Annotated in this window: 21 protein-coding genes and 1 other annotated feature; of the genes, 3 read left to right on the forward strand and 18 right to left on the reverse strand. The window is 47.9% G+C overall.

Features of this window, described 5'->3' with window-relative positions:
- Nucleotides 1–29: 29 nt before the first annotated feature.
- From VSQ61_RS00110 to pckA, 10 genes are all read right to left on the reverse strand, one after another.
- Nucleotides 30–482, reverse strand: coding sequence for an arginine repressor (locus VSQ61_RS00110; protein WP_334342387.1), 453 nt, complete (start codon nucleotides 480–482; stop codon nucleotides 30–32).
- Between the two features lie 96 nt (nucleotides 483–578).
- The gene (locus VSQ61_RS00115; protein ID WP_334342388.1) at nucleotides 579–1,472 is read right to left on the reverse strand and encodes an NAD(+)/NADH kinase; all 894 of its coding nucleotides are present in this window, start codon (nucleotides 1,470–1,472) and stop codon (nucleotides 579–581) included.
- 41 nt (nucleotides 1,473–1,513) lie between these two features.
- Nucleotides 1,514–2,326 (reverse strand): TlyA family RNA methyltransferase, encoded by an 813-nt coding sequence (locus VSQ61_RS00120; protein WP_334342389.1) that lies wholly within the window; start codon nucleotides 2,324–2,326, stop codon nucleotides 1,514–1,516.
- A 9-nt stretch (nucleotides 2,327–2,335) separates the two neighbouring features.
- Nucleotides 2,336–4,204 carry a 1-deoxy-D-xylulose-5-phosphate synthase gene (gene dxs / locus VSQ61_RS00125; RefSeq protein WP_334342390.1) on the reverse strand — a complete coding sequence of 623 codons (1,869 nt, stop codon included), beginning with the start codon at nucleotides 4,202–4,204 and terminating at the stop codon, nucleotides 2,336–2,338.
- Nucleotides 4,205–4,236: 32 nt separating this feature from the next.
- Nucleotides 4,237–5,121 carry a polyprenyl synthetase family protein gene (locus VSQ61_RS00130; protein WP_334342391.1) on the reverse strand — a complete coding sequence of 295 codons (885 nt, stop codon included), beginning with the start codon at nucleotides 5,119–5,121 and terminating at the stop codon, nucleotides 4,237–4,239.
- A complete protein-coding gene (xseB, locus tag VSQ61_RS00135) occupies nucleotides 5,111–5,362 on the reverse strand; it encodes an exodeoxyribonuclease VII small subunit (protein ID WP_334342392.1) in 252 nt (83 codons plus the stop codon). The genes VSQ61_RS00130 and xseB overlap by 11 nt, the downstream gene beginning before the upstream one ends.
- Before the next feature lie 56 nt (nucleotides 5,363–5,418).
- On the reverse strand, nucleotides 5,419–6,669 hold the full coding sequence (gene xseA, locus VSQ61_RS00140) for an exodeoxyribonuclease VII large subunit (protein ID WP_334342393.1): 1,251 nt from the start codon (nucleotides 6,667–6,669) through the stop codon (nucleotides 5,419–5,421).
- Nucleotides 6,666–7,070: a transcription antitermination factor NusB gene (gene nusB, locus VSQ61_RS00145; protein WP_334342394.1), complete on the reverse strand. Its 405-nt coding sequence runs from the start codon at nucleotides 7,068–7,070 to the stop codon at nucleotides 6,666–6,668. The genes xseA and nusB overlap by 4 nt, the downstream gene beginning before the upstream one ends.
- Nucleotides 7,071–7,233: 163 nt before the next feature.
- Complete coding sequence (locus tag VSQ61_RS00150; RefSeq protein ID WP_334342395.1) at nucleotides 7,234–7,620, reverse strand: Asp23/Gls24 family envelope stress response protein; 387 nt, start codon at nucleotides 7,618–7,620, stop codon at nucleotides 7,234–7,236.
- Between the two features lie 256 nt (nucleotides 7,621–7,876).
- On the reverse strand, nucleotides 7,877–9,481 hold the full coding sequence (pckA, locus tag VSQ61_RS00155) for a phosphoenolpyruvate carboxykinase (ATP) (RefSeq protein WP_334342396.1): 1,605 nt from the start codon (nucleotides 9,479–9,481) through the stop codon (nucleotides 7,877–7,879).
- Nucleotides 9,482–9,820: 339 nt separating this feature from the next.
- Between pckA and VSQ61_RS00160 the strand changes: the two genes are divergently transcribed.
- Together VSQ61_RS00160 and VSQ61_RS00165 are read left to right on the forward strand one after the other, a co-directional pair.
- Complete coding sequence (locus tag VSQ61_RS00160) at nucleotides 9,821–10,645, forward strand: HAD family hydrolase (protein ID WP_334342397.1); 825 nt, start codon at nucleotides 9,821–9,823, stop codon at nucleotides 10,643–10,645.
- 202 nt (nucleotides 10,646–10,847) lie between these two features.
- Nucleotides 10,848–12,212: a citrate/2-methylcitrate synthase gene (locus VSQ61_RS00165; protein WP_334342398.1), complete on the forward strand. Its 1,365-nt coding sequence runs from the start codon at nucleotides 10,848–10,850 to the stop codon at nucleotides 12,210–12,212.
- Between the two features lie 90 nt (nucleotides 12,213–12,302).
- Here the strand turns inward: VSQ61_RS00165 and VSQ61_RS00170 are convergent, their stop codons facing one another.
- The 6 genes from VSQ61_RS00170 to VSQ61_RS00195 all read right to left on the reverse strand — a co-directional run bounded on the left by VSQ61_RS00170 (nucleotide 12,303) and on the right by VSQ61_RS00195 (nucleotide 18,841).
- Entirely contained in the window at nucleotides 12,303–12,650 is a 348-nt protein-coding gene (locus VSQ61_RS00170) for a hypothetical protein (protein ID WP_334342399.1), read from the reverse strand.
- Between the two features lie 174 nt (nucleotides 12,651–12,824).
- Complete coding sequence (thrC, locus tag VSQ61_RS00175; RefSeq protein WP_334342400.1) at nucleotides 12,825–14,312, reverse strand: threonine synthase; 1,488 nt, start codon at nucleotides 14,310–14,312, stop codon at nucleotides 12,825–12,827.
- A 246-nt stretch (nucleotides 14,313–14,558) separates the two neighbouring features.
- Complete coding sequence (locus VSQ61_RS00180; RefSeq protein ID WP_334342401.1) at nucleotides 14,559–16,217, reverse strand: 2-isopropylmalate synthase; 1,659 nt, start codon at nucleotides 16,215–16,217, stop codon at nucleotides 14,559–14,561.
- Nucleotides 16,218–16,365: 148 nt separating this feature from the next.
- Nucleotides 16,366–16,643: a binding site (T-box leader), on the reverse strand.
- A gap of 72 nt (nucleotides 16,644–16,715) precedes the next feature.
- Entirely contained in the window at nucleotides 16,716–16,997 is a 282-nt protein-coding gene (locus VSQ61_RS00185) for a hypothetical protein (RefSeq protein WP_334342402.1), read from the reverse strand.
- A complete protein-coding gene (locus VSQ61_RS00190) occupies nucleotides 16,994–17,170 on the reverse strand; it encodes a hypothetical protein (RefSeq protein WP_334342403.1) in 177 nt (58 codons plus the stop codon). The genes VSQ61_RS00185 and VSQ61_RS00190 overlap by 4 nt, the downstream gene beginning before the upstream one ends.
- 60 nt (nucleotides 17,171–17,230) lie before the next feature.
- A complete protein-coding gene (locus VSQ61_RS00195) occupies nucleotides 17,231–18,841 on the reverse strand; it encodes a peptide chain release factor 3 (protein WP_334342404.1) in 1,611 nt (536 codons plus the stop codon).
- A 248-nt stretch (nucleotides 18,842–19,089) separates the two neighbouring features.
- Between VSQ61_RS00195 and VSQ61_RS00200 the strand changes: the two genes are divergently transcribed.
- Nucleotides 19,090–20,172: a hypothetical protein gene (locus VSQ61_RS00200; protein WP_334342405.1), complete on the forward strand. Its 1,083-nt coding sequence runs from the start codon at nucleotides 19,090–19,092 to the stop codon at nucleotides 20,170–20,172.
- A 164-nt stretch (nucleotides 20,173–20,336) separates the two neighbouring features.
- Here VSQ61_RS00200 and VSQ61_RS00205 read toward each other — a convergent pair whose 3' ends face one another.
- Together VSQ61_RS00205 and VSQ61_RS00210 are read right to left on the reverse strand one after the other, a co-directional pair.
- Entirely contained in the window at nucleotides 20,337–20,972 is a 636-nt protein-coding gene (locus VSQ61_RS00205) for a hypothetical protein (RefSeq protein WP_334342406.1), read from the reverse strand.
- A gap of 164 nt (nucleotides 20,973–21,136) precedes the next feature.
- Nucleotides 21,137–22,693 (reverse strand): hypothetical protein, encoded by a 1,557-nt coding sequence (locus VSQ61_RS00210; protein WP_334342407.1) that lies wholly within the window; start codon nucleotides 22,691–22,693, stop codon nucleotides 21,137–21,139.
- Nucleotides 22,694–23,016 lie beyond the last annotated feature (323 nt).

Below are 23,016 nucleotides of genomic sequence, written 5' to 3' on the forward strand. Positions count from 1 at the left end.
AATTCTCCTATTCCAATTCCCCAATATCTCTACGGCTCCCGTGCCATTTTCCGCAGCTTGTCCATCAGAAGTACTGTATCCTCCACCGTACGGACTGCACAGAATACAGTGTCATCTCCGGCAATGCATCCGACTATCTCCGGCCAGTGCAGCGCATCCAGTGCGGCGCCTACAGCCATAGCCATTCCGGCCACCGTCTTGATAACTAAAATATTCTGAGCCATATCCGCAGATATAAAGCCCTCCCGCAGTATTCCTATGTATTTTTCTCCCATCTGCTGACTGTGCTCCTGTACCACCACATAGCGCTGCCGGCCGCTCAGTGTCATTTTTGTAAGCTTCAGCTCCCGGATGTCTCTGGATACAGTAGCCTGAGTTACCTGAAATCCGGCCTCGTTTAATTTTTCTGCCAGATCCTCCTGGGTCTCTATGGCATACTGGCCAATCAGTTCAATAATTTTTGCATGCCGTTCCCGTTTCATAATAATCTCTCCTATTTTAGTTCCGCAATACCCTTCCAGCACCATCTATACAGAACAATTCCCTGCCGCAAAAAACTGCGCCCGTAAATCGTTCTTCTAATTCCCACGCATTTTGTTGCGCAGAACCTCTAAAAAACTGATTTTGCTGATTTTTAATATGTCTGCTGTCTTTTCTGACTTCTGAATTTCCACATAGTCTCCTGTAGCTACAGGCACCAGCACTTCCCCGTCAAAGGTGACAAAGGCTTCTTCCCGTTCTGCCCTCCGCCCGGATCCCAGACGGATGGTCACACGATCCTCTCCGGACAGTACAATACTCCTTGCCGTCAGCGTGTGGGGACAGACGGGTGTCACCACAATCATGGAGGCCATGGGAGATACAATGGGGCCGCCTGCCGATAGACTGTAGCCTGTGGAGCCTGTAGGCGTTGACACTATTATACCGTCCGCAGAGTACCGGTTCAAAAATTCCCCATTTACATAAATCTCGTAATCAATTACTCGAAGGGCTCCGGCCCTGTTTACCACAATATCATTCAATGCCAGATTATGGGTCGTCTCTTCCTTTTTTCGGAAAACAGTACCCTCCAGCATCATCCGGGGCTCCACTGTGTAAATGTCTGCCATAAGGCTGTCCATAGCATCTACCACTCCGGACTTCTCAATTTCTGCCAGATAGCCCAGATTCCCCAGATTGATGCCGAGAAGGGGAATATTCCTCTTTACAGTATCCCTAGCTGCCCGAATAAGAGTTCCGTCTCCGCCAAGAACCAGAATGCACTCCGTCCCCTCCGGAATCCAATCTGCATCCGTATACCCCGGAAGCACACTGCAATCCGTATCCCCTTTCGGCAAACCGGACTTATCCTGCTTCTGATATTCCCGAACTGTACAAAGCCGCCCATGGGCAGTCAAATAGTCATATATTCTCTTGGTTGTCTCAAGATTTCTGTCTTTTTCACTATTGGTAATAATATAAAATTGATTCATAAGTCTTATCCTTTAAAGCCCGTCAAACCGAGAAGTTATATCTATGTGAGGGCCATATGCGCCCCATTGACCACATCCTCCGGCCGGATATGCTCCGGACAGCCCCAAGGGTTCTCCTCTCTCCCTGTCTTTTTCAAATGGAGCAGATATTCAATATTTCCTTCCGGCCCCCGAACCGGAGAAAAATCCAGATTCAACACTTCATAGCCAATGGAGCAGGCATAGGAAATCACATGCTCGATGACCTCCAGGTGTGTCTCCTTCTCCCTGACAACACCCTTTTTCCCTACCTTTTCTCTGCCAGCCTCAAACTGAGGCTTAATAAGAGCCGCCACCTGTCCCTCCTCTGTAAGAAGCTCCCTGACTGGCAGCAATACCTTGGTAAGAGAAATAAAGGCCACATCAATGGACGCAAAGGCCGGCGGCTCCCCCATATGCTCCGGCAGCAGATAGCGGATATTGGTTTTTTCCATGCAAACTACACGCTCATCCGTCCGCAGCTTCCAGGCAAGCTGATTCGTTCCCACATCTACAGCATAAACCTTCGCCGCTCCATTTTGCAGCATGCAGTCTGTAAAACCGCCTGTGGAAGACCCCACATCCATGCAGATCTTCCCCTCCAAAGACAGTTCAAAGATTTTCATGGCCTTTTCAAGCTTTAAGCCGCCCCTGCTCACATAAGGCAGCTTCTGGCCCCGAACCTCGATCTTGGCCTTCTCATCAAACATGGAGCCGGCTTTATCCTCTCTCTGCCCATTCACAAAGACATTTCCTGCCATAATCACTGCCTTTGCCTTCTCCCTGGATTCCGACAGGCCCTGGGAAACAAGCAGTACATCTAGTCTCGTTTTCATAGCCTCTCCTTACATCTGTCCCACATAGGCAGTAATCACCTGCTTTGCAATGGTTTCAGTATCCAGCCCCACTTCTTTATAAAGCAAAGATACATTTCCATGCTCCACATATTCATCGGGAATGGATATATTCAATACATGAACCGAAAAGCCCCTGTCTGTTACATAGTCCAGCACCTTTTCCCCGTAACCGCCGCTTCTTACATTCTCTTCCATGGTCACAAACAGGCTGTGTGTTTTTGCCAGCATGCACAGGCATTCTGTATCAATAGGCTTTACAAAACGGCCATTCACCAACGTACAGTTATAGCCTGCATCCTTTAGAATTCCCCTTACCTGCTCTGCCGCCTTTACCATGCTGCCAACAGCCAGAAGAGCAATATCTGCCTCCTCATAGAGGACCTCACTTTTCCCAAAGACCACAGGCGGACGGAAATCCTTAAGTCCGTCATAAGCCTCCCCTCTGGGATAGCGCAGAGCTATGGGGCCCTCAAAATTGACGGCATATTTCAGCATATCGGAAAGCTCCCATTTATTCTTTGGAGCCATAATTGTCATATTGGGAATACTGGAAAGATAGGACAGATCGAAGATTCCCTGGTGGGTCTCTCCGTCGCTGCCTACCAGCCCTGCCCGATCAACGGCAAATACCACATGAAGATTCTGAATACATACATCATGGAGAATCTGATCATAGGCTCTCTGCAAGAAGGAGGAATACACTGCCACAATAGGCTTCAAGCCTCCTGCTGCCAGTCCGGCCGCAAAGGTCACTGCATGCTGCTCCGCAATTCCCACGTCAAAGAAGCGATCCGGAAACATATTTTTAAACCGCTTAAGTCCCGTTCCGTCAGGCATGGCTGCCGTGATTGCCACCACCTTCTCATCCCGATCTCCCATTTTCCGCATAACCGTAGAAAAGATATCCGTATAGTTTGCCTTTGTGCGCTTATGGCTTGGAAGCCCTGTGGCAATCTCAAAGGGCTCCGCTCCGTGGAACCGGGCAGGATGGCGCTCTGCCGGAGCATAGCCCCTGCCCTTCTGGGTCTTCACATGAATCAGCACCGCATGGCGCATTCGTCTGGCATCATTGAAGGTGCGGATTATCTGCTCGATGTTATGACCGTCCACCGGGCCTAAGTAAGTGATTCCCATATTTTCAAAGAGCATGCCCGGAATCACCAGCTGCTTTAAACCATTCTTCGTCTTCTTCAGCTGCCGGACCAGACTTTCTCCGTAAACGGGAATTCGTTCCAGCCTATTCTGCAGCCCTTCCTTAAATCCGGTGTACGCCTCCGCTGTACGCAGCCCATTGAGATATTGGGACATACCCCCCACATTCTCTGCAATGGACATCTGATTATCATTCAATACAATAATAAAATTACTTTTTAACTGGGAGGCATTGTTAAGGGCTTCATAGGCCATTCCTCCTGTGAGGGCTCCGTCCCCAATGACAGAGAGCACCGACTCTACGCCCCCCTGCAGGTCCCTGGCCTTTACCAGACCAATTCCTGCCGAGATGGAAGTAGAGCTGTGTCCAGTATCAAAACAGTCACATTCGCTCTCCTTCCGCTTAGGAAAACCGCTCATGCCGCCGTATTTGCGCAACTCGTCAAAGCCGGCCTTCCGCCCGGTGAGCAGCTTGTGTGTGTAAGCCTGATGACCTACATCCCACACCACCTTATCTTTTGGAAAATCAAAAGCCAGATGCATGGCTATGGTCAGCTCAACCACCCCCAGATTGGAGGCCAGATGACCGCCGCTTACGCTGATTTTCTCAATCAGAAATTCCCGAATCTCCTCCGCCAGAAGATTCCATTCGTACTTTTCCAGCTTTTTGATATCATTTACCTGATTAATCTTCTCCAGTGCCATAATCTTTCTTCTTATCTAAATTATTTGTGTTTTTATTTTTCCCTGGTAATCAGCATGGTTATGAGCTCTTCCAAAAATGGATTCTTATGTTCCAGCGAACGCAGTGTGGCAAGGGCACGCTGAGAGATCGCCTCTACATCCCGCTTTGCCTTATCCAGGCCTTCCAGTGTTACATAAGTGGTCTTTTGATTCTTCTCATCGCTGTGGATGGGCTTTCCCAACATCTCCAGGGTGCTGGTCACATCCAGAATGTCATCCTGTATCTGAAAGGCCAGTCCCACATCCTCTGCTGTCTTCTGAATCTTCTCTGTCTCTTCCTTTGAAGCTCCTGCCAGAACTGCCCCTATCATCATGGAGCATTCAATAAGCGCACTTGTTTTCAGGCGGTAGATAAAATCAAGCTTGTCCCTGGAAATATCCTGTCCCTCAGACTCCACATCCACCACCTGGCCGCCAATCATGCCATAGATGCCTGCCTTTGCCCCCAAAATCTGTATAGCCTTTGCCGTTCTCTCACTCAATTCCAGAGAAAGAGCCCCTGCCGCCGTCTCAAATGCATAATTCAAAAGGGCATCTCCTGCCAGAATCCCCATAGCCTCTCCGTAAACAGCATGGGTCGTCTTCTGGCCCCTGCGGTATTCGTCGTTGTCCATAGCCGGCAGATCATCATGAACAAGAGAATAGGTATGAATCATCTCAATAGCTGCCATAAAGGGGAATATCACCTTTCCCTCCCCTCCGAACATCCGGTAGGTCTCCAGCATCAGCATGGGGCGCAGGCGCTTGCCCCCCGCCGTCACACTGTAATTCATAGCTTCCAGAACGGTTTTCTGAAAGCCAGTTTCTTCCGGAAGATATGTTTTTAAAAGCTCATCAATCTCGGCGGCTTTCTTCCCCAATTCCTCTTTAAAACTCATCCAGCGTTCCCTCCTCGCTCAGCACCAGCATCTTTTTTTCTACCTTGTCCAGCTTTTCGTTGCAGTATTTCAAAAGCTTTGCTCCTTCTGCATATACCTGAAAGGATTCCTCCAAAGCTGTGTCCCGATCCGAAAGCTTCTCCAGCATCTGATCCAGCTCCGCAAATGCTTCCTCCAATGTCTTTTCCTGATTTTCCATCTGATCCATATCCATAAACCTCTCGTCTCTGCTCTGCAGCATTTCTTCGTCCGCAGGTGCACCTTTATCACTTGCTTATACTTATAGCTTTCCCTGATTCATTCGCCTTCAGGCTGAACAGGCTTCTCCTTGCAGGGTAATCCCTGCCTCTGCACCCTCCGGCACTCCTTCACCCTGGCAGTGTAAATACCGTCCGTTACATGGATCCGCAGCATATCACCTGGTCCGGCCTGCCGGATACTGGTAACTGCCCGTCCATCTGGGCCTTCTGTATAGGAATACCCCTGCTGAAGCTTTAACAGCGGGGAAAGTCCATGAAACCGTTCAATATACAGGGCAAGCTGATTCTTCCGCTCATTCAGCTTCTCCCCCATGGCCTGGTCCAACTGATTCTGCAGCTCCAATGCCTGCATTCGCTTTTCGTAAAGCTGCTGTCTTGGACCTGCCTGCAGCAATCGGCTCCGCAATTCTATAAGACGGCCCCGATACTGCTCCAGGCGATAATTCAATGTCTGAGCAAAGCGCTGACGATACGCCTTCATCCGTTCCATCAGTTCCCTTACATCCGCTACCGCCAGCTCTGCCGCCGCAGAAGGAGTAGGAGCCCGCAAATCTGCCACAAAATCCGCAATGGTTGTATCCGTCTCATGACCCACTGCAGAGATTACCGGGGTCTGGCATTCAAAAATAGCCCTGGCCACTTTTTCCTCATTAAAGGCCCAGAGATCCTCTATAGAACCTCCGCCCCGGCCTACAATCATTACATCCACGCCCAGACGATCCAGCGCCTCGATTCCCCTGACAATGCTGTCCGCCGCACCCTCCCCCTGTACCAGGGAAGGATAAAGAATCAACTGCACATAGGGATTCCTCCGGGATGCAATGTTGCGGATATCCTGAACGGCCGCCCCCGTAGGAGCAGTCACAATTCCAAGGCGGCGGACATAAGCAGGAATCGGCTGCTTATACTCCTTTGCAAACATCCCCATCTCTTCAAGCTCCCGCTTCAGCTTTTCAAACTCCTCGTAGAGACGTCCAGTCCCCTCCAGAAGAATCTCCTTTGCGTAAAGCTGGTAGCTTCCTGTCCGCTCATACACATTGATGCTGCCTAAGACAGTCACATGCTGCCCTTCTTTCATGGAAAAGGCCAGCCCCTTGCGCTGCCCTGCAAACATCACACAGGACAGAGTGCCGCTTTCATCCTTCAGAGAAAAATAAATATGACCGGAGGTATGATATTTGCAGTTGGATACCTCGCCCTTAACATAAATGCGGCTGAGCAGAAAATCCTGAGAAAACATATTTTTAATATAACTGTTTACCTGGGCAACGGTGTAGGCATGCTTCATTCCTTTTTCCCTATTTTCCCAAGAATCCCATTGATAAAAGCAGGTGAATCATCTCCCCCGAACTTTTTGGCCAGTTCCACCGCCTCATTGATGGCCACGCCTACTGGGACATCCTTGTCAAATTCCACCTCATAGACCGCCAGGCGCAGAATAGTCAGATCCACCTTGCCCATGCGTGAGATCTTCCAGCCCTTAGCCGTCTCTTCAATCTGCTCATCAAGCTTGGGAAGCTTTTGCACAATGCAGAGATATTTTTTTTCTATATAAGCCTGATCTTCCTCTCCCAATTCTTCCATATCCGCAAAAAACAACCGGATCTGCTCCGGCATCTCCTCCGGACTGTTAAATTCAATCCGGAACAGCAGTTCAAAAATGTGTTCTCTCAATTCTCTCCGTTTCATAATCCTGTTCTTTCCTCCTGCTCCGATGAAAGGGCTTTCAATATTATGGTACTTTAAAAGGAAGGGGATGTCATAAACATCCCCTTATTCCCTCTTGCTTTATCTCCTGTATTGCAGCATTTCAATTATACTGCCTGCATCCGCCCTGATGCGGCTGAACCTATTATCTTACCTTCTCCATGTTCACGCTTGCAATGCGGATATTGACCATGGATACCTCAAGACCAGTCATGTTCTCAATGGCAGCCTTTACCTTATCCTGCACCTTCTCCGACACCTTCATAATGCTGTAGCCATACTCAATATTCAGAGCCAGATCAACATCTACGTTCCGGTCTGTCACCAGAACCTTTACACCCTTGGACAGATTCTTCATGCCAAGCCTGCTGATAAGCTCGTTGGTAATGTTGCCCGCCATAGATGCAACGCCTTCGACCTCTGTGGCAGCCAGACCTGCGATAATGGCCACTACCTCATCCGCAATCTGCACCTCCCCAAGCTTTCCATCTGCATGTATCATATGAACACTTCTATTATCTTCTCTTGCCATAGCTGCAACCTCCATCATAATCTCTGTCACTACTAACTGCTCTGTAGTTTCTGCTTCTTTTGATTCTAGCATACTTTAGGAAAAATGGAAACTGTTTTTTACTGCAATTCTTTCCGGCAAATCATAACAAGGTTATTATCTGTTTCTTCAAATAAATTATATACACACAAATTTCCTTTTAATTCTTCACACACAAGCAAGGGCTGCCGGAAAATCCTCCGACAGCCCCATTGAAGCCTGTATTTGTATTTAAGATTTATAACTGAGGACCAGCGGAAACTAAAGCCTTACCTACTTCGTTACCCTCGTATTTAGCAAAGTTCTTGATGAATCTGCCTGCCAGATCCTTTGCCTTGGTCTCCCACTCAGATGCATCTGCATAAGTGTCCCGAGGATCCAGAATGTTGGTGTCTACACCGGGAAGCTCTGTGGGAACCTCAAGGTTAAAGTACGGAATCTTCTTTGTAGGAGCTTTCCGAATGTCGCCATTCAGGATTGCATCAATAATTCCGCGGGTATCCTTGATGGTGATACGCTTGCCTGTTCCGTTCCATCCGGTATTTACCAGATATGCCTTAGCGCCGTTTGCTTCCATTCTCTTAACCAGCTCCTCGCCGTACTTGGTGGGATGCAGCTCCAGGAATGCCTGGCCAAAGCATGCGGAGAAGGTCGGTGTAGGCTCTGTGATGCCGCGCTCTGTTCCGGCAAGCTTTGCAGTAAAGCCGGAAAGGAAGTAGTACTGTGTCTGCTCCGGAGTCAGAATGGATACCGGAGGAAGTACACCGAATGCATCTGCGGACAGGAAGATTACTTCCTTAGCTGCCGGAGCTGCGGATACGGGACGTACAATATTCTTAATGTGATCAATCGGATAAGATACACGTGTATTCTCAGTTACGCTCTTATCATTGAAATCAATCTTGCCTTCCGCATCCAGAGTTACGTTCTCAAGAAGAGCGTTGCGCTTGATTGCATTGTAGATATCCGGCTCAGACTCTTTGTCCAGATTGATAACCTTTGCATAGCAGCCGCCTTCGAAGTTGAATACGCCGTTGTCATCCCAGCCATGCTCGTCATCACCAATCAGAAGACGCTTCGGGTCTGTGGAAAGAGTGGTCTTTCCTGTTCCGGAAAGTCCGAAGAAGATAGCGGTATTCTCGCCGTTCATATCTGTATTTGCGGAGCAGTGCATGGAAGCGATGCCCTTAAGCGGCAGATAGTAGTTCATCATGGAGAACATACCTTTCTTCATCTCTCCGCCGTACCATGTGTTCAGAATAACCTGCTCACGGCTTGTAATATTGAACATAGCAACGGTCTCGGAATTCAGACCCAGCTCCTTATAATTCTCAGCCTTTGCCTTGGAAGCGTTGTAAACAACGAAATCCGGCTCAAAGTTAGCCAACTCTTCTTCCGTAGGTGCGATAAACATATTCTTTACGAAATGAGCCTGCCAAGCAACCTCTACGATAAAACGAATTGCCATACGGGTATCCTTGTTGGTACCGCAGAATGCGTCTACTACGAAGAGTCTCTTGTTAGAAAGCTCCTCTAATGCAATCTTCTTTACCTCAGCCCATGCTTCCTCAGAAGCCGGATGGTTGTCATTCTTATACTCCTCAGAGGTCCACCATACGGTATCCTTGGAATTCTCATCCATTACAATGAACTTATCTTTAGGTGAACGGCCCGTATAGATACCTGTCATAACATTCACTGCGCCCAGCTCACTAACCTGTCCCTTTTCAAAGCCCTCCAGCTCCGGCTTTGTCTCTTCTTCAAATAACAATTCATAAGAAGGATTGTAAACAATCTCTGTTGTTCCGCTGATACCGTACTTGCTCAAATTGATTTCTGCCATCTTACTTTACCTCTCTTCTTCAATATTTACCTGTGTATGCAAAAACCTCACAAACCTTTCCTGTAAAAAGGCATTGTTACGTTTACTATCATATTATACATAATAAAATAATAAAATCAATAAAAATTCTTCACAAATTTTATCAAAAATATTTTTGATTCATAGTGAAACTATGATTTGCCGTTATTCTAAGTATCAATCGTAACCGGTTCTGCCAGGTTGCTTCTTTTCGCCGCTTCTGATATACTTAAAAATATGCTATTAAAAACTAATTATTTCTGCATGCTTGCCGGCAGATGCCGCAGACAAGCTTTATAATTATGCAGCGAAAGGAAAACTATGGAAAAAAATCTTCTCTTTTTTGATATTGACGGAACCCTTGCCTGCCCCGGGCAAAACCCCAGTGAAAGAACCGTAAGCGCCATCCGCAGAGCCCGTGCCAAGGGGCACAAGGTATTTCTCGGCACCGGACGGTCAAAAGCATCCGTCCCGGAAGCCGTCTGGGAGATCGGTTTTGACGGAGGCATCTACAGTGCCGGCGGGCATGTGGAGGCCGGAAGCTCTGTTCTTTCTGACCGATCCATGACAGCGGAAATGGTTCGGACCATATGTACAGCAATGGAGACAGTGAATATGGAATTCTCACTGGAATGCGCTTCTAAAAATTACAGGCGAAGCCCTGAACTGTCCGCCGCTGCTCTTTCGGATATGTCCGGAGGCAGTACGGAGCTTCAGCGTATCCTGGCATCTATGGATCGAAACACACTGAAAGATTACCAGGGGGAGCCGGTCTACAAGGTTACTTTCCTTGCCCGGTCCATAGAGCAGATTGAAACGCTCGCCAACAGTCTGGATGAGCGTTTCAAGGTAGTCCACTTCAGCAATCTCATGCAAAGCTCTGCCTGGATCGCCGGGGAGGTGTCCGACAGGCTGGTACATAAAGGGCTGGCTCTTAAGGAGCTTTGTGCTTACTATGGAAAGTCTCCTGCACAGAGTATAGCCTTTGGGGACAGCATGAATGATGCAGAGATGCTTCTGGCTGCCGGAATCGGTGTGGCTATGGGAGACGCAGAGGAACGGGTAAAGGAGCTGGCGGATCAAGTTTGCGAAAGCTGTCAGGAGGACGGCATTGCCTGTACCCTGGAACGGATGGGATTGATTTAAAAAAATATTAAATAACTATGAATTTTTCATTTTTTCTTCCCTTTTCCTGTAATTTTATGTTATGCTAGTTCAAATTTCATTTTTTATCGGGGAAAATCATACCTCTATGTACAAAAAACATGTACAAATCAAGGAGACACCTTTCAGGTATACCTCTATAATACAAAAAACATGTACGAATTTAGGAAAGGAGACCATGCTTATGCAAAATAACACATATTCGGAAATTACTCCCGAAATTCTAAGCCTTGCAAAAATGAGTGAGGAAATCAGTCAGATCAGCACTGAACTATATAAGAAATACGAGGTAAAACGCGGACTTCGTGATATCAGCGGCAAGGGCGTTCTGGCCGGACTAACCGAGATTGGCGAGATTCGTTCCTATACCATTGTGGACGACGAGATGGTCCCCTGTGAGGGAAAGCTTTTCTACCGGGGAGTGGACATTGAAGACCTGGTTCACGGTTTTGTGTCAGAAAAGCGTTTTGGTTTTGAGGAAATTTCTTATCTTCTGCTCTTTGGCGAACTGCCAGGCCGGAAAGACCTTTCTTCTTTCTCCGAGCTTTTAAGCTCCTACCGCTCCCTGCCGACCCACTTTGTAAGAGATATCATAATGAAAGCTCCCAGTAAGGATATGATGAATACCCTTGCCCGAAGCGTTCTGACTCTCTACTCCTACGATGACCGGGCCGACGACACCTCCATCCCAAATGTGCTGCGTCAGTCCCTGCAGCTTATTGCATTGATGCCCATCATGGCTGTCTATGCTTACCAGGCCTACAGCCACTATCATGACGGAAAGAGTCTTTTTATTCATTCCCCGCAGCCGGAGCTTTCCACGGCGGAAAATATTCTCCATATTCTCCGGCCGGACAGCTCTTATTCGGAGCTTGAAGCGACCATTCTGGATATTGCTCTGGTGCTTCACATGGAGCATGGCGGCGGCAACAACTCTACCTTTACTACTCATGTGGTTTCCTCCTCAGGCACAGATACGTATTCTTCTGTAGCAGCCTCCTTAGGCTCCTTAAAGGGACCCAAGCATGGCGGCGCTAACATTAAGGTAGTTCGCATGTTTGAGGATATGAAACAGGTGATTAAGGACTGGAGCAGCGAGGAAGAGGTGCGTACTTACTTAAAGGCTCTCTTAAGCCGGGATGCTTTTGACCATGCAGGCCTTATCTATGGTATGGGACATGCGGTATATTCCCTCTCCGACCCTCGTGCCAATATTTTTAAATCCTTTGTGGAAAGCCTGTCAAGAGAAAAAGGACGGATGGATGAGTTTCATCTCTACTCCATGGTAGAGCGTCTGGCTCCCCAGGTCATTGCCGAAGAACGCCAGATCTATAAGGGTGTAAGCGCCAACGTGGACTTCTACAGCGGCTTTGTGTACAGTATGCTGGATCTGCCCTTAGAGCTTTATACACCGCTGTTTGCCATGGCCCGTATTGTGGGCTGGAGCGCCCACCGGATCGAGGAGCTGGCCAATAACGGAAAGATTATCCGTCCGGCTTATAAGAGTGTGGCAAAGAAGAAGAAATATGTAAAGCTGGATAATCGATAGTTCGAATACCTGAATGGAGGTAATGTCTTACAGATATAAAAAGCACGGCTGCTCTCTCTAAGAGCCCGTGCTTTTTATCTTATGACAAAATTACCAGAAAAGCTGTACACCCTTTCTTGTCTGAAAGGCATACCAGATAAGGATTACAAAAAATACGCCCATGCAGATCAGATAAAAAGTCTGCGGCAAGGCCATTACGTAAGTGTTGATCAGCCCTATACAGCCATAAATCAAAGCAGAGATTCCAAAAATCAGAATTTTAGGCAGTACAAAGCGCTTATATCCCTCAATATCCTTACACTTGCGGATATCCACTTCCTTGTTCATGAGAATCGAAGTTGTAAACTCTCCCTTGGTTTTAAGCAAAACAAATGCATAAATGGCATAGAGACCTGCTCCTGCAAACAAAAGATCCATAATACTCCAAATACTATCCATAGCTTCCTCCTTAAGTTGCTACGCAACGGTACGAAAGGGTAAAGTCACTTCGGCACACCTGTAATGAGAGAAACTTTCATTCGAAAGGGCACTCATGAAAGTTCCTCTCGTGTGCCTTTGCGACTTTACCGTCCGAATGCTGCTGTTTTAAGCTCTGTATCATCCCATAAATTGCTATTTTACAAGAAATCCTTTTACTGCCTGCTTCATTTCATCTACATTTACAACTGTATTGTGAAGAACCTCTGCTGTGCGGATCTCTTCCACAGCCTTCGGGACCTGCACGCCGGACAACTTGGACAGACGATCTGCCAATTCAAAATCATCTGTTCCATCCACCGGTTCCCCGATTGCCTCCATCACGCTTCTGGTAAACTTAAAGGGGCTGGCTGTAGAAGCAATCACAGTCTTTGTTTCATCCCCTGTGGCTTTCTGATACTTTCCATAGACGCAGGAAGCCACTGCCGTATGAGTATCAATCACATAGCCTACGGACTCATAAAGGCTGCGGATAGCGGCCGCTGTCTCCTTCTCATCTCCATAACCTCCATAGAAATCACTAAGCTTCTCTTCCATAGCAGGCGTAATCTCATAACGCCCCTGCTCTGTAAGCGCCCTCATAAGACTGCGGTTCGTCTCATCATCCTGATCGGCAATCTGATAAATCAGCCGCTCCAGATTGCTGGAAATCAAAATATCCATGGAGGGAGAGCTGGTCAGCATAAATTCCCTGTTCTTATCATAACAGCCTGTCTGAAAGAAATCATACAGCACTTTATTGTCGTTGGATGCACAGATTAGCTTTTTAATAGGAAGCCCCATCTGCTTTGCATAATAAGCCGCTAAAATATTTCCAAAATTGCCTGTGGGCACTACAACATTGACGGGCTCATTCTCCGAAATCTCCCCGTCTGCAAAGAGCCTTGCATAAGCATACACATAATACACAATCTGCGGAACCAGCCTTCCGATATTGATGGAATTAGCTGAAGAAAACTGAAATCCCGCTGCCGCCAGTTCTTCCTTCAGGGACATATCGCCGAAAATAGCCTTCACGCCGCTCTGGGCATCATCAAAATTACCCCGGATTCCCACTACAAAGGTATTGTCCCCCTTCTGGGTCACCATCTGCTTTTCCTGAATGGGGCTGACACCGTCCTTGGGGTAAAATACGATGATCCGTGTTCCCGGCACATCTGCAAAGCCTGCCAGAGCTGCTTTTCCTGTATCGCCGGAAGTAGCCGTGAGAATCACAATCTCCTGCTTCACCTGATTCTTCCTGGCGGAAACCGTCATCAAATGAGGCAGAATAGAAAGTGCCATATCCTTAAAGGCAATGGTTGCCCCATGAAACAGCTCCAGATAATAAGCTCCCTCCGCCTTCACCAAAGGCGCAATCTGAGGCAGATCAAACTTACTGTCATAAGCCTTTGCAATGCAATCCTTCAATTCCTCATCCGTAAAATCCGTTAAAAAACGACGCATCACTGCGTAAGCCGTCTCCTGGTAGGTCATTCCTGCCAGCTCCTTAAGGCTTACATCCAAAGAAGGAACTGCCTCCGGCACAAATAATCCTCCATCCTCTGAAAGGCCCTGAAGAATCGCCTGGGAAGCCGTCACACGCACCTTGGAATCTCTTGTACTATTATAGAACAAATCCATATTTCTTTCCTCTTTCCTCATTTGCTCCCCAAAATCTTTTTTAACTTACAACCTGCTTAATCCCTGGCAGACTGTAAGTCTAAGCAGTCATAGGAAAGTATGGGGAGCTCTTTTATCTATCCTGTAGTGTAACATAAAGAACTTCTTCCGTCTATCATTTCTTTTGTATTCTCACAATCACTATGCTTCTATAATAGAGAAAGAACCAGATGCCCCGCTTATGCCAGGCCCTGGCTCTCCTTCCTCTTATAACGCCGAGTTATTAATCGCTGTCAGCAGTGCATCAATGGATGCCCGGATAATGTCGGGGTCTACTGCCGCTCCCCAGTAAAGCTTTCCGTCAGGCTTTTGAATCCCCACATAGGCAATAGCCCGGGAGCTGGAACTCTGCTCCAAAGCATGCTCCTGATAAGTTACCAGATTGTACTCTAAGCCAAAGCACTTCTTAAGTGCATTGCTGACTGCATTAAGACGCCCGTTTCCCTCTGCATAGGTCACTTCCTGCTTCCCCTCATACTCTGTATGCACCTCAGCCGTAATTCCATTTATCTGCTTAAAATGCACCTCTGTAATATTGTAAGGATGGGTAAGGCTCTCGAACTTCCTCTTGAACAGTTCGAAGATCTCCTCTGGCAGCAGCTCCTTATTCTTGTGATCCGATTCCTCCTTAGCCGCATAGCCCATAGCTTCACGCATCTTCGGCGGCAGATTAAGTCCGAAATTCTGCTCCAGAATATATCCTACGCCGCCCTTGCCGGACTGACTGTTAATACGTATCACATCCGCATCGTAATTCCGTGTAATATCTCTGGGATCAATCGGCAGATAAGGCACCGTCCACTGCTCACAATTGTTGTCCTCCCGGTAATGCATGCCCTTGGCAATGGCATCCTGATGCGACCCGGAAAATGCCGCAAATACCAGTGCTCCGGAGTAGGGGCTCCTCTCATTGATCTTCATCCCCGTAAACTTCTCATAAGCCTCGCAGACCTCTGGCATATTACCGAAATCAAGCTCCGGATCCACACCCTGGGAATACATATTCATAGCCAGAGTTACAATATCCACATTGCCTGTGCGCTCTCCGTTTCCAAAAAGAGTGCCCTCCACACGGTCGGCTCCCGCCAAAAGTCCCATCTCCGTATCCGCCACGCCGCAGCCTCGGTCATTGTGGGGATGAAGGGAAAGAACTACGCTGTCCCGGTATTTCATATTTTCGCTCATATATTCAATCTGGCTTGCATATACGTGGGGCATGGAATGCTGCACCGTAACCGGAAGATTAATAATCGCCTTCTTATCCGGCGTGGGCTTCCACACATCCAGAACTGCATTGCAGACCTCCAGTGCGTACTCCGGCTCCGTTCCCGTGAAGCTCTCGGGACTGTACTCAAAAAGATAATTGCCTCCCGTCTCATCCGTCAGCTTTTTAAGAAGCTCTGCTCCTTCCACGGCAATCTTAAGAATCTCCTCCTTGGACTTGTGGAACACCTGCTCCCGCTGTGCTACAGAGGTAGAATTGTATACATGAACCACAGCCTTCTTTGCTCCCTCAAGCGCTTCAAAGGTCTTGCGGATAATATGTTCCCTGGCCTGGGTCAGAACCTGAATCGTCACATCATCGGGAATCAAATCCTGCTCAATCAGTGTCCGCAGGAAGGTATATTCTGTCTCAGAAGCCGCCGGAAAGCCAACCTCAATCTCCTTAAAGCCAACCTTGCACAGAAGCTTAAAGAAACCGACCTTCTGTTCCAGTGTCATTGGCACCACCAAAGCCTGGTTGCCGTCTCTTAAGTCCACGCTGCACCATATGGGGGCTTTGTCTACATAATCCTTTTCTGCCCATTTCATGCATTTGTAAGGGGGTAAGAAATACTGTCTTTGATACTTGTTGTGATTCATCATCTTTTTCTCTCTCCTTTTTCCTGATACCCTGCGGGCATGGCTATTTGATATAAAAAAATTTTTCCGGGCTGCAGAAGCCTTTGTCACATAAAACGCTTTTTCATGTAACAAAAAAGCCTTCCGTCTCTTCCACAGCTTTTATGCTGTATTCAGAGACGAAAGGCGGTCAGTTCTGCCTTACGCGGTACCACTCCGATTTGTGAATGCTCACACGCTCATCAGATACGGGTTTTATGGGAATCTCCCTGAACCTTATATCCTCCCCGTTGTAACGGTCGGGCTCCGTCTGCATCTACTCTCTCCCAAAACGGAGATTTGGGGCAGCCGCTCAGAGGTCAGTTCCAATGCCCTCTTCCACTGCTTCACACCAGCCAGCAGCTCTCTGAACGCCGAGGGGACTGTACTACTCCTCATCCTTGCATTTCTCTATATCATTGTAGTCAAGAATATCAAAAAACAACAAACGTGTCAAGTGCAAATTTAGAATACTTTACTCTCTTATATCTCATCCGCTTTCAGCTGCAGCCAGACAGCAGGGCGCACTCCCTTCTTTTCATTTACTCTGGAAAGATTGATACCTCCAAAAGCATCTACATACTCTGTCCTGAGATCCTCGGCAAGTGTTTTCTGCCGGTTTACCTGTCTGACGGAGCCGCACAGCCACCAATCTCCATAGATATCCCCGGCATCCTTTCTCTTTCCGGTCCAAAGCCTTCTTGCCTCTTCCCGGTCTGTTTTCATCCTCCAGTCAGGAACACTGTCCTTATCTTCTGCAATCATCCAGCATCTATAGGCTGTGCACCGGCATTATAAAATGAAAAAAGAGCCTTTGCATTACCATCCACCCTCTCAATCCCCAGCTTCTCCAGCGCTTCACATTCTTCTAAGAGAGAGTGCCCGGCACGAAATGAAATTCTGTCAGTTTTCTGATAAGTTTTTCTTCCTTTGAGCACTCCACAAGCTATCCTCTTCCATTCCTGGCAGCATAAGCAGACGCTTCACACATTCCGTATTTATACCGGTTCACCAGGTACGGAAGATCTGCCAAACTCCGAGAGCACCAGCCCAGGATTCCGGTCCAGAGTCATGCCCACACTCCAGGCATTGGCCCAGATAAGCAACGGACGGCCCTTCATGTCCTTGATCTTCTTCATATCCGAGGTCCCTACCAGCCTGCTCATATCAATCTCCTCATTCTCAATCCACCGGATATGCTCATAGGGCAGGGGCTCCAGCTTAATCTCCACATTGTATTCATTTTCCAGGCGGTACTTGAGCACATCAAACTGGAGGACGCCTACCACGCCCACGATAATCTCCTCCATACCTGTATTGTACTCCTGAAAAATCTGGATCGCTCCCTCCTGGGCAATCTGCTCAATTCCCTTCACAAACTGCTTCCGCTTCATGGTATCCATCTGCCGCACCCTGGCAAAATGCTCCGGCGCAAAGGTGGGTATCCCCTCATACCGAATCTTTTTTCCCGGCATACAGATGGTATCCCCAATGGAAAAGATCCCCGGATCAAACACACCGATAATATCCCCGGCATAGGCTTCCTCCACAATCTTCCGGTCCTGGGCCATGATCTGCTGGGGCTGTGACAGGCGAAGCTTCTTTCCACCCTGGACATGGTTTACCTCCATGCCTGCCGTAAACTTACCGGAACAGATACGCATAAATGCAATCCGATCCCGGTGAGCCTTGTTCATATTGGCCTGGATCTTAAACACAAAGGCAGAAAATTCCTCCTTCATGGGATCCACAATCCCTGTATCTGTTCTGCGGGGCAGAGGGGAAGTCGTCATCTGAAGAAAATGCTTCAAAAACGTCTCAACGCCAAAATTGGTCAAAGCCGATCCAAAAAATACCGGAGACAGCTCCCCATGGCTTACCTGCTCCTGATCAAACTCTGCGCTTGCCCCGTCCAGAAGCTCAATATCCTCCAGAAGCTTTTCCTTCTGCCCCGGGTCCAGAATATTTTCCAGCTCCGGATCTCCCATGGCAAGTTCCAGCTCCTGCCCTTCCTTTGTTCCCTTTTCCGTATCCGAAAACAGCAGAACCTTTTCCGTATTCCGATCATATACCCCCTTAAAAGCTTTACCGGAACCAATAGGCCAGTTCACCGGACAGGTGGCAATACCCAGCTCATTTTCAATGTCATCCAGGAGCTCAAAGATATCCATAGCATCCCGGTCCATCTTATTAATAAAGGTAAAAATAGGAATATGCCGCATGGCACATACCTTAAAAAGCTTTCTGGTCTGAGCCTCCACACCCTTGGACCCGTCGATCACCATCACCGCAGAATCCGCTGCCATCAGCGTCCGGTAAGTATCCTCGGAAAAGTCCTGGTGTCCCGGCGTATCCAGAATATTAATACAGTAATTATCATACTCAAACTGAAGAACAGATGAGGTTACGGAAATACCTCTCTCCTTCTCAATCTCCATCCAGTCCGACACTGCATGACGGGCCGTAGCCTTTCCCTTTACAGATCCGGCCAGATTGATTGCTCCCCCGTACAGAAGAAACTTCTCCGTCAGCGTCGTCTTACCTGCATCCGGGTGGGAGATGATGGCAAAGGTTCTTCTTCTCGCAATCTCTTTTACATAGTCAGCCATTTTATTTCATTCCTTATCTCTTATCCTCAGAACTGCCCATATCCTGCTTTTTCTTGCCAGCCCTGATTTATGATTTATTTCTAATTGAGCAACAATTACTAGTATACACATTTTCCATATATTTTCAAGACGAAAAAAGAGTAAAGAAATTTAATTATCACGCCCCGCCTTATGTTCTCATTCCAAATTGCCGAAAGAATAATAAGAACTGTTAATCAGGCAAGTAGAACAAAAAAGGGGGGATTTCTATGAAGCCTGTTACCAACCACTACCAGGATTCCAGACTCTGGCAGCAAAACCGCACCACACTGCGTTCCCTGTCAGATCCGGTCTCCAAAAGCGGCACCAAACAAACGACTGCCCTAAAGGATCAGGCTGATCTTGCAGATCCGCCGTCCGTCAGTCCGGATGCACGAACCCAGAAGCTTCTCGATCAGCTGGCCAAGAATTTCCCGGGCATTCACTTTGAAGTGGTTCCGGACAATGAATTCTCAAATCTGAAGGAAAAAGCAGCATCTTTAGGCCAGGGGAAGCATCTTCTCATTTCTGAATCCTTTCTGACGCGCATGGGTAGCAGCCACAAGGAATTTGAGACCTGCAAGACCATGCTCCTATCTTCTGTCCTCCTGCTGTCTGAAAATCATGCAGCCGGTGTATTCTTAGGGGAAAAGCAATCTGTTTCCTGGAATATCAGGGACAAGGAAGTTCTTCCGAATACAGAGAAGGAAACATTGGCTAAGATGCTGGAGAGCTTAAAGGCCGCCAAGGCCAACAGCTCTCAGAAGTTCAAGGTTTCCTCCGATGTCTCCTATGCTACAGGGGAGCTCCACCGAAAGCTTGCCCGGGCCGGCGACAAAGCTCTGGTACAGTCCGTTATGAGCGAAACCTACCGGCATATGGCATCCCTTCGTCTGGTGGCCTGTATGGGGGATGACAAGGAGCGGGCAAAGGCACAGAAGGCCATCCGCTCCCTCCAAAAGTTGTCTCTGCGAAGCCGGCAGAAGCTCCGCCAGCTGGATCAGGAAACACTTCTGAAGCTGAAACGGCAGCGGGCTATCAAGCGTCAGGAGGAAGCAAAGGTACGGGAGATTCAAAATGAGCTGAAGAAAAAACTGGCAAAGAGAGTGCGCCTGGATAAGAAAATCGTCGAAGAAGGAGAGGCCGCAGATCGGGAAATCCGCAGGCTCAAAACCTATCTTGCACAGGCTTCCAACGCCCAGCAGACCTTGCCTTCCCAAGCCGGCGCTGAAGCTCTGGGAACCTCATTTGAAGGGGGCGCTGCTGCTGTCAGTGCTGAGCAGATTGAGCTGTCAGAGCCAGTATCATTTTAATTTTCACTAAACATACATGATATCAAAAAGGCTGTCCCCTTGTGACAGCTCTTTTGATTTCTGTAAAAAAGAGAGAAAGCTATGACTTGTGTCACAGTTTCCTCTCTCTTAAAACTGCCGGCTTCCCGGCCAAAATCATTAAATTATTGTTTTACTGCATGTTCTTACTTCCCGCTCTTCTCATAATACTCACTGAACAGATCGTTCACTGCCTTATAAGTCTCGCCGGAGATAGACGGCAAGGAACCGCCCCATGCATCCTCAGCTTGCTTAAAGCCTTTCTCAATGGCATCCTGCATCTTCTTCATCTGCTCCGGATTGTCTCCTGCCAAAGCCTGTGCAAAGTCAAAGAGTCTCTGGGAGGTCTGCTTTACACCCCAGTATCCATCCTCTGAAATCGCCTGCTGTGCCTCTGCCTTTGTCTGAGCATCTACAGTAAAATTGCCGCTTGCAATTGTCCTCCAGAAGTCATCACTGCCCGCCTGCAGACCTGTGATTCCCTGCTTGTTGAACACCTGCATCATCATGTTGGTGAAACGTGTAGTCTGATTCTCCAAATCTGCTTTCAGGCTCTGCACCAGTGATGCACGCTCAGAATCACTCATCTTCTTTGTAACCTGAGAATCCTTGCTGAACTCTGCCCTGTCTGTATTGGTCTTAGCAGTTGTAGCCTTTGCAGCATCCACTGCGTTATCCTGCTTCTGGGCAACCTCCGCTGCTTTCACAGCATTATTTACATTTACAGTTGCATAACTGGAATTTGTCTGGACGCTCTGATAGTAATTATCATCAATTCTCAAATCTCTTTCCCCCTTTCTTTTTGTAATTAGAAAAATCTCTCACGATCTTCTATGTTAAATATATCGACGCAAATATGGAAAAATTAAGGCTTCTTCCAAAATCTGCGCCTATCTTAAGAATTTTTTCCAAAAAATTTTCGGAAACTCCTGGATGAACATCTCCATTAAAAAAAGCGCCTTCCTATAAAGTAAAGAATCAAAACCGCCGCCACAACAAGAGCCTGTTTCAAAAGTAACTGTTCCGCTTTCTGGTCCCGTGCCTTTCGGCGTTCCTCGGCCTCCATCATAGCTCCCCATGGACTGTAGCGCTGCACTCGCAGGGTAATGCTCCTTCCCTCCCGGTCCAGAGCAGACAGAAAGTCCCTCCAATTTTCCTCCAGAAGCCGTGCGCCCTTTCGAAAGTCTTCTTCCAATGTCCGGCCGGACAGCATCTGAAAAAAGCCGGCATTATCCGAATAAGCAGGCTGCTCCCTGTATGCGGCGTTTCCTCTCTTCTCTAAAAAGAGACGGTAAGCATAGGCCAGCCCTTCCTCCGCCGCTTTCTGCGGATCCTTTGTCTTTTCATAGATACCGGTGGTATAGTAGTAAGCCTCATAAGCGCCCCTTTGATTCAGGTAATAGTCTACCATCTGATTGATCAGGCTTTTCATAGGCACATCCATTGTCCCTGAGCGGCCTGTATCCGAGAGGTATACTTCTCCTTTTATGGCTGTAAGGGCCGCCAGATATCCGGCCGCCTCCTGATTCCCTCTTACACTCCCCATGCCGTCCAAAAGGCGGATACTCTCATTCAAGTGTCTGGCAAAGGCGTCCGCCCGCACAAGATCCCCGCCGCTGAAGATTCTGACTGCTCCGCTTCTGCTCTTATCCTCACTTAAAGCCTGACTCCGCCGGCTTATCTCCAACTCTCCTGACTTTTTCTGGGCTGCAAACTCCTGGCTGATTCGGACACTCTTTCCCCCGCAGGACTGATACACACTTCCCTCTTCTGCAAAGGTCCTTCCAACTGCACCGAAAGCAGATCCGGCGGCCGTCGAGATTCCGGCTTTCGCTCCGGACTGCCCTGCCAAAAAAAATCGTTCTGCCGCCTTTGGGGAAATATTTTCTCCTGTAACCCGTTTATACAGGCTATAGCGAATCTGTCCTATGGTTTCTCTTGATCCCACTCGTTCTAAAAGTGCAATCAGATTCTTAAGCCTGACCTCCAAAACAAGATTCAGCTTCTCAGAAAGCACTGCATCCAGCCGCTCTCTCTGGACTATCTGATCCTGACCTGTAGTATGGGTCAGGATTGCTTCCAGCAAGGCAAGGTACAGCTTTGACAATTCTTCCAACTCTTTTGAGAGATTTCCCGAGGGTTTCGGATACCAGTTCAAGAGCTCCTCCCAAAGCTCCTGCTCCATTTCAAGAATCCACTTAAGATTTGCCTCCTGAAGAAGCTTCCCCTCCAGGCCAAACCATTTGCTCTGAGGGGAAAGCTCCGGTGTATCACGAGACTCTCTCTCCGTCTCTTTCTCTTTGGTTTCCTGACGTTCCTCTTCCAGCTTTTCCCTGGCCTCTTCCGCCTGCTTTGCCGCCTGAGCCACCAGAACACGGCCGGCCTCCAACTCCATCATCTTCCTGGCGGCACGTCCCTCCGCCCCTGTGGGCATAGGAAGAACATTACTTCCTGCACCCGCCGCTGTACCGTTGTTTGCATTTATTACGCTTACTTTCTCCATATTTCCCGCCCCATATTTTCCATAAGCCCCAAATATCATTTGCTTACCAGACAAATATTCTTTATGAAAAATTTAACTTCTGAAGTAAATCATGCTTATGATTCGTGCCATGTGTATTGCTCCTTTTATATAATATCGGCTCAACTGCCTGCAGTATAAGCCGCCTGTAGTATGTTAATATTGTCCATTTGAAACCGTTCGCAACCATTCAGTACAAATTGAAGCAGGGTCTGACCCAGCGAAGCGAGGTCACTTGCTGCCAAGAGCGTAAAAACAAGATTCAGGAGTGCAAAAAAGTCCCAGGAGTTCATAAACTCCTGAGA

The organism is Candidatus Merdisoma sp. JLR.KK006, assembly GCF_036941035.1.
In the GTDB taxonomy this organism is placed as follows: Bacteria; Bacillota; Clostridia; order Lachnospirales; family Lachnospiraceae; genus Laedolimicola.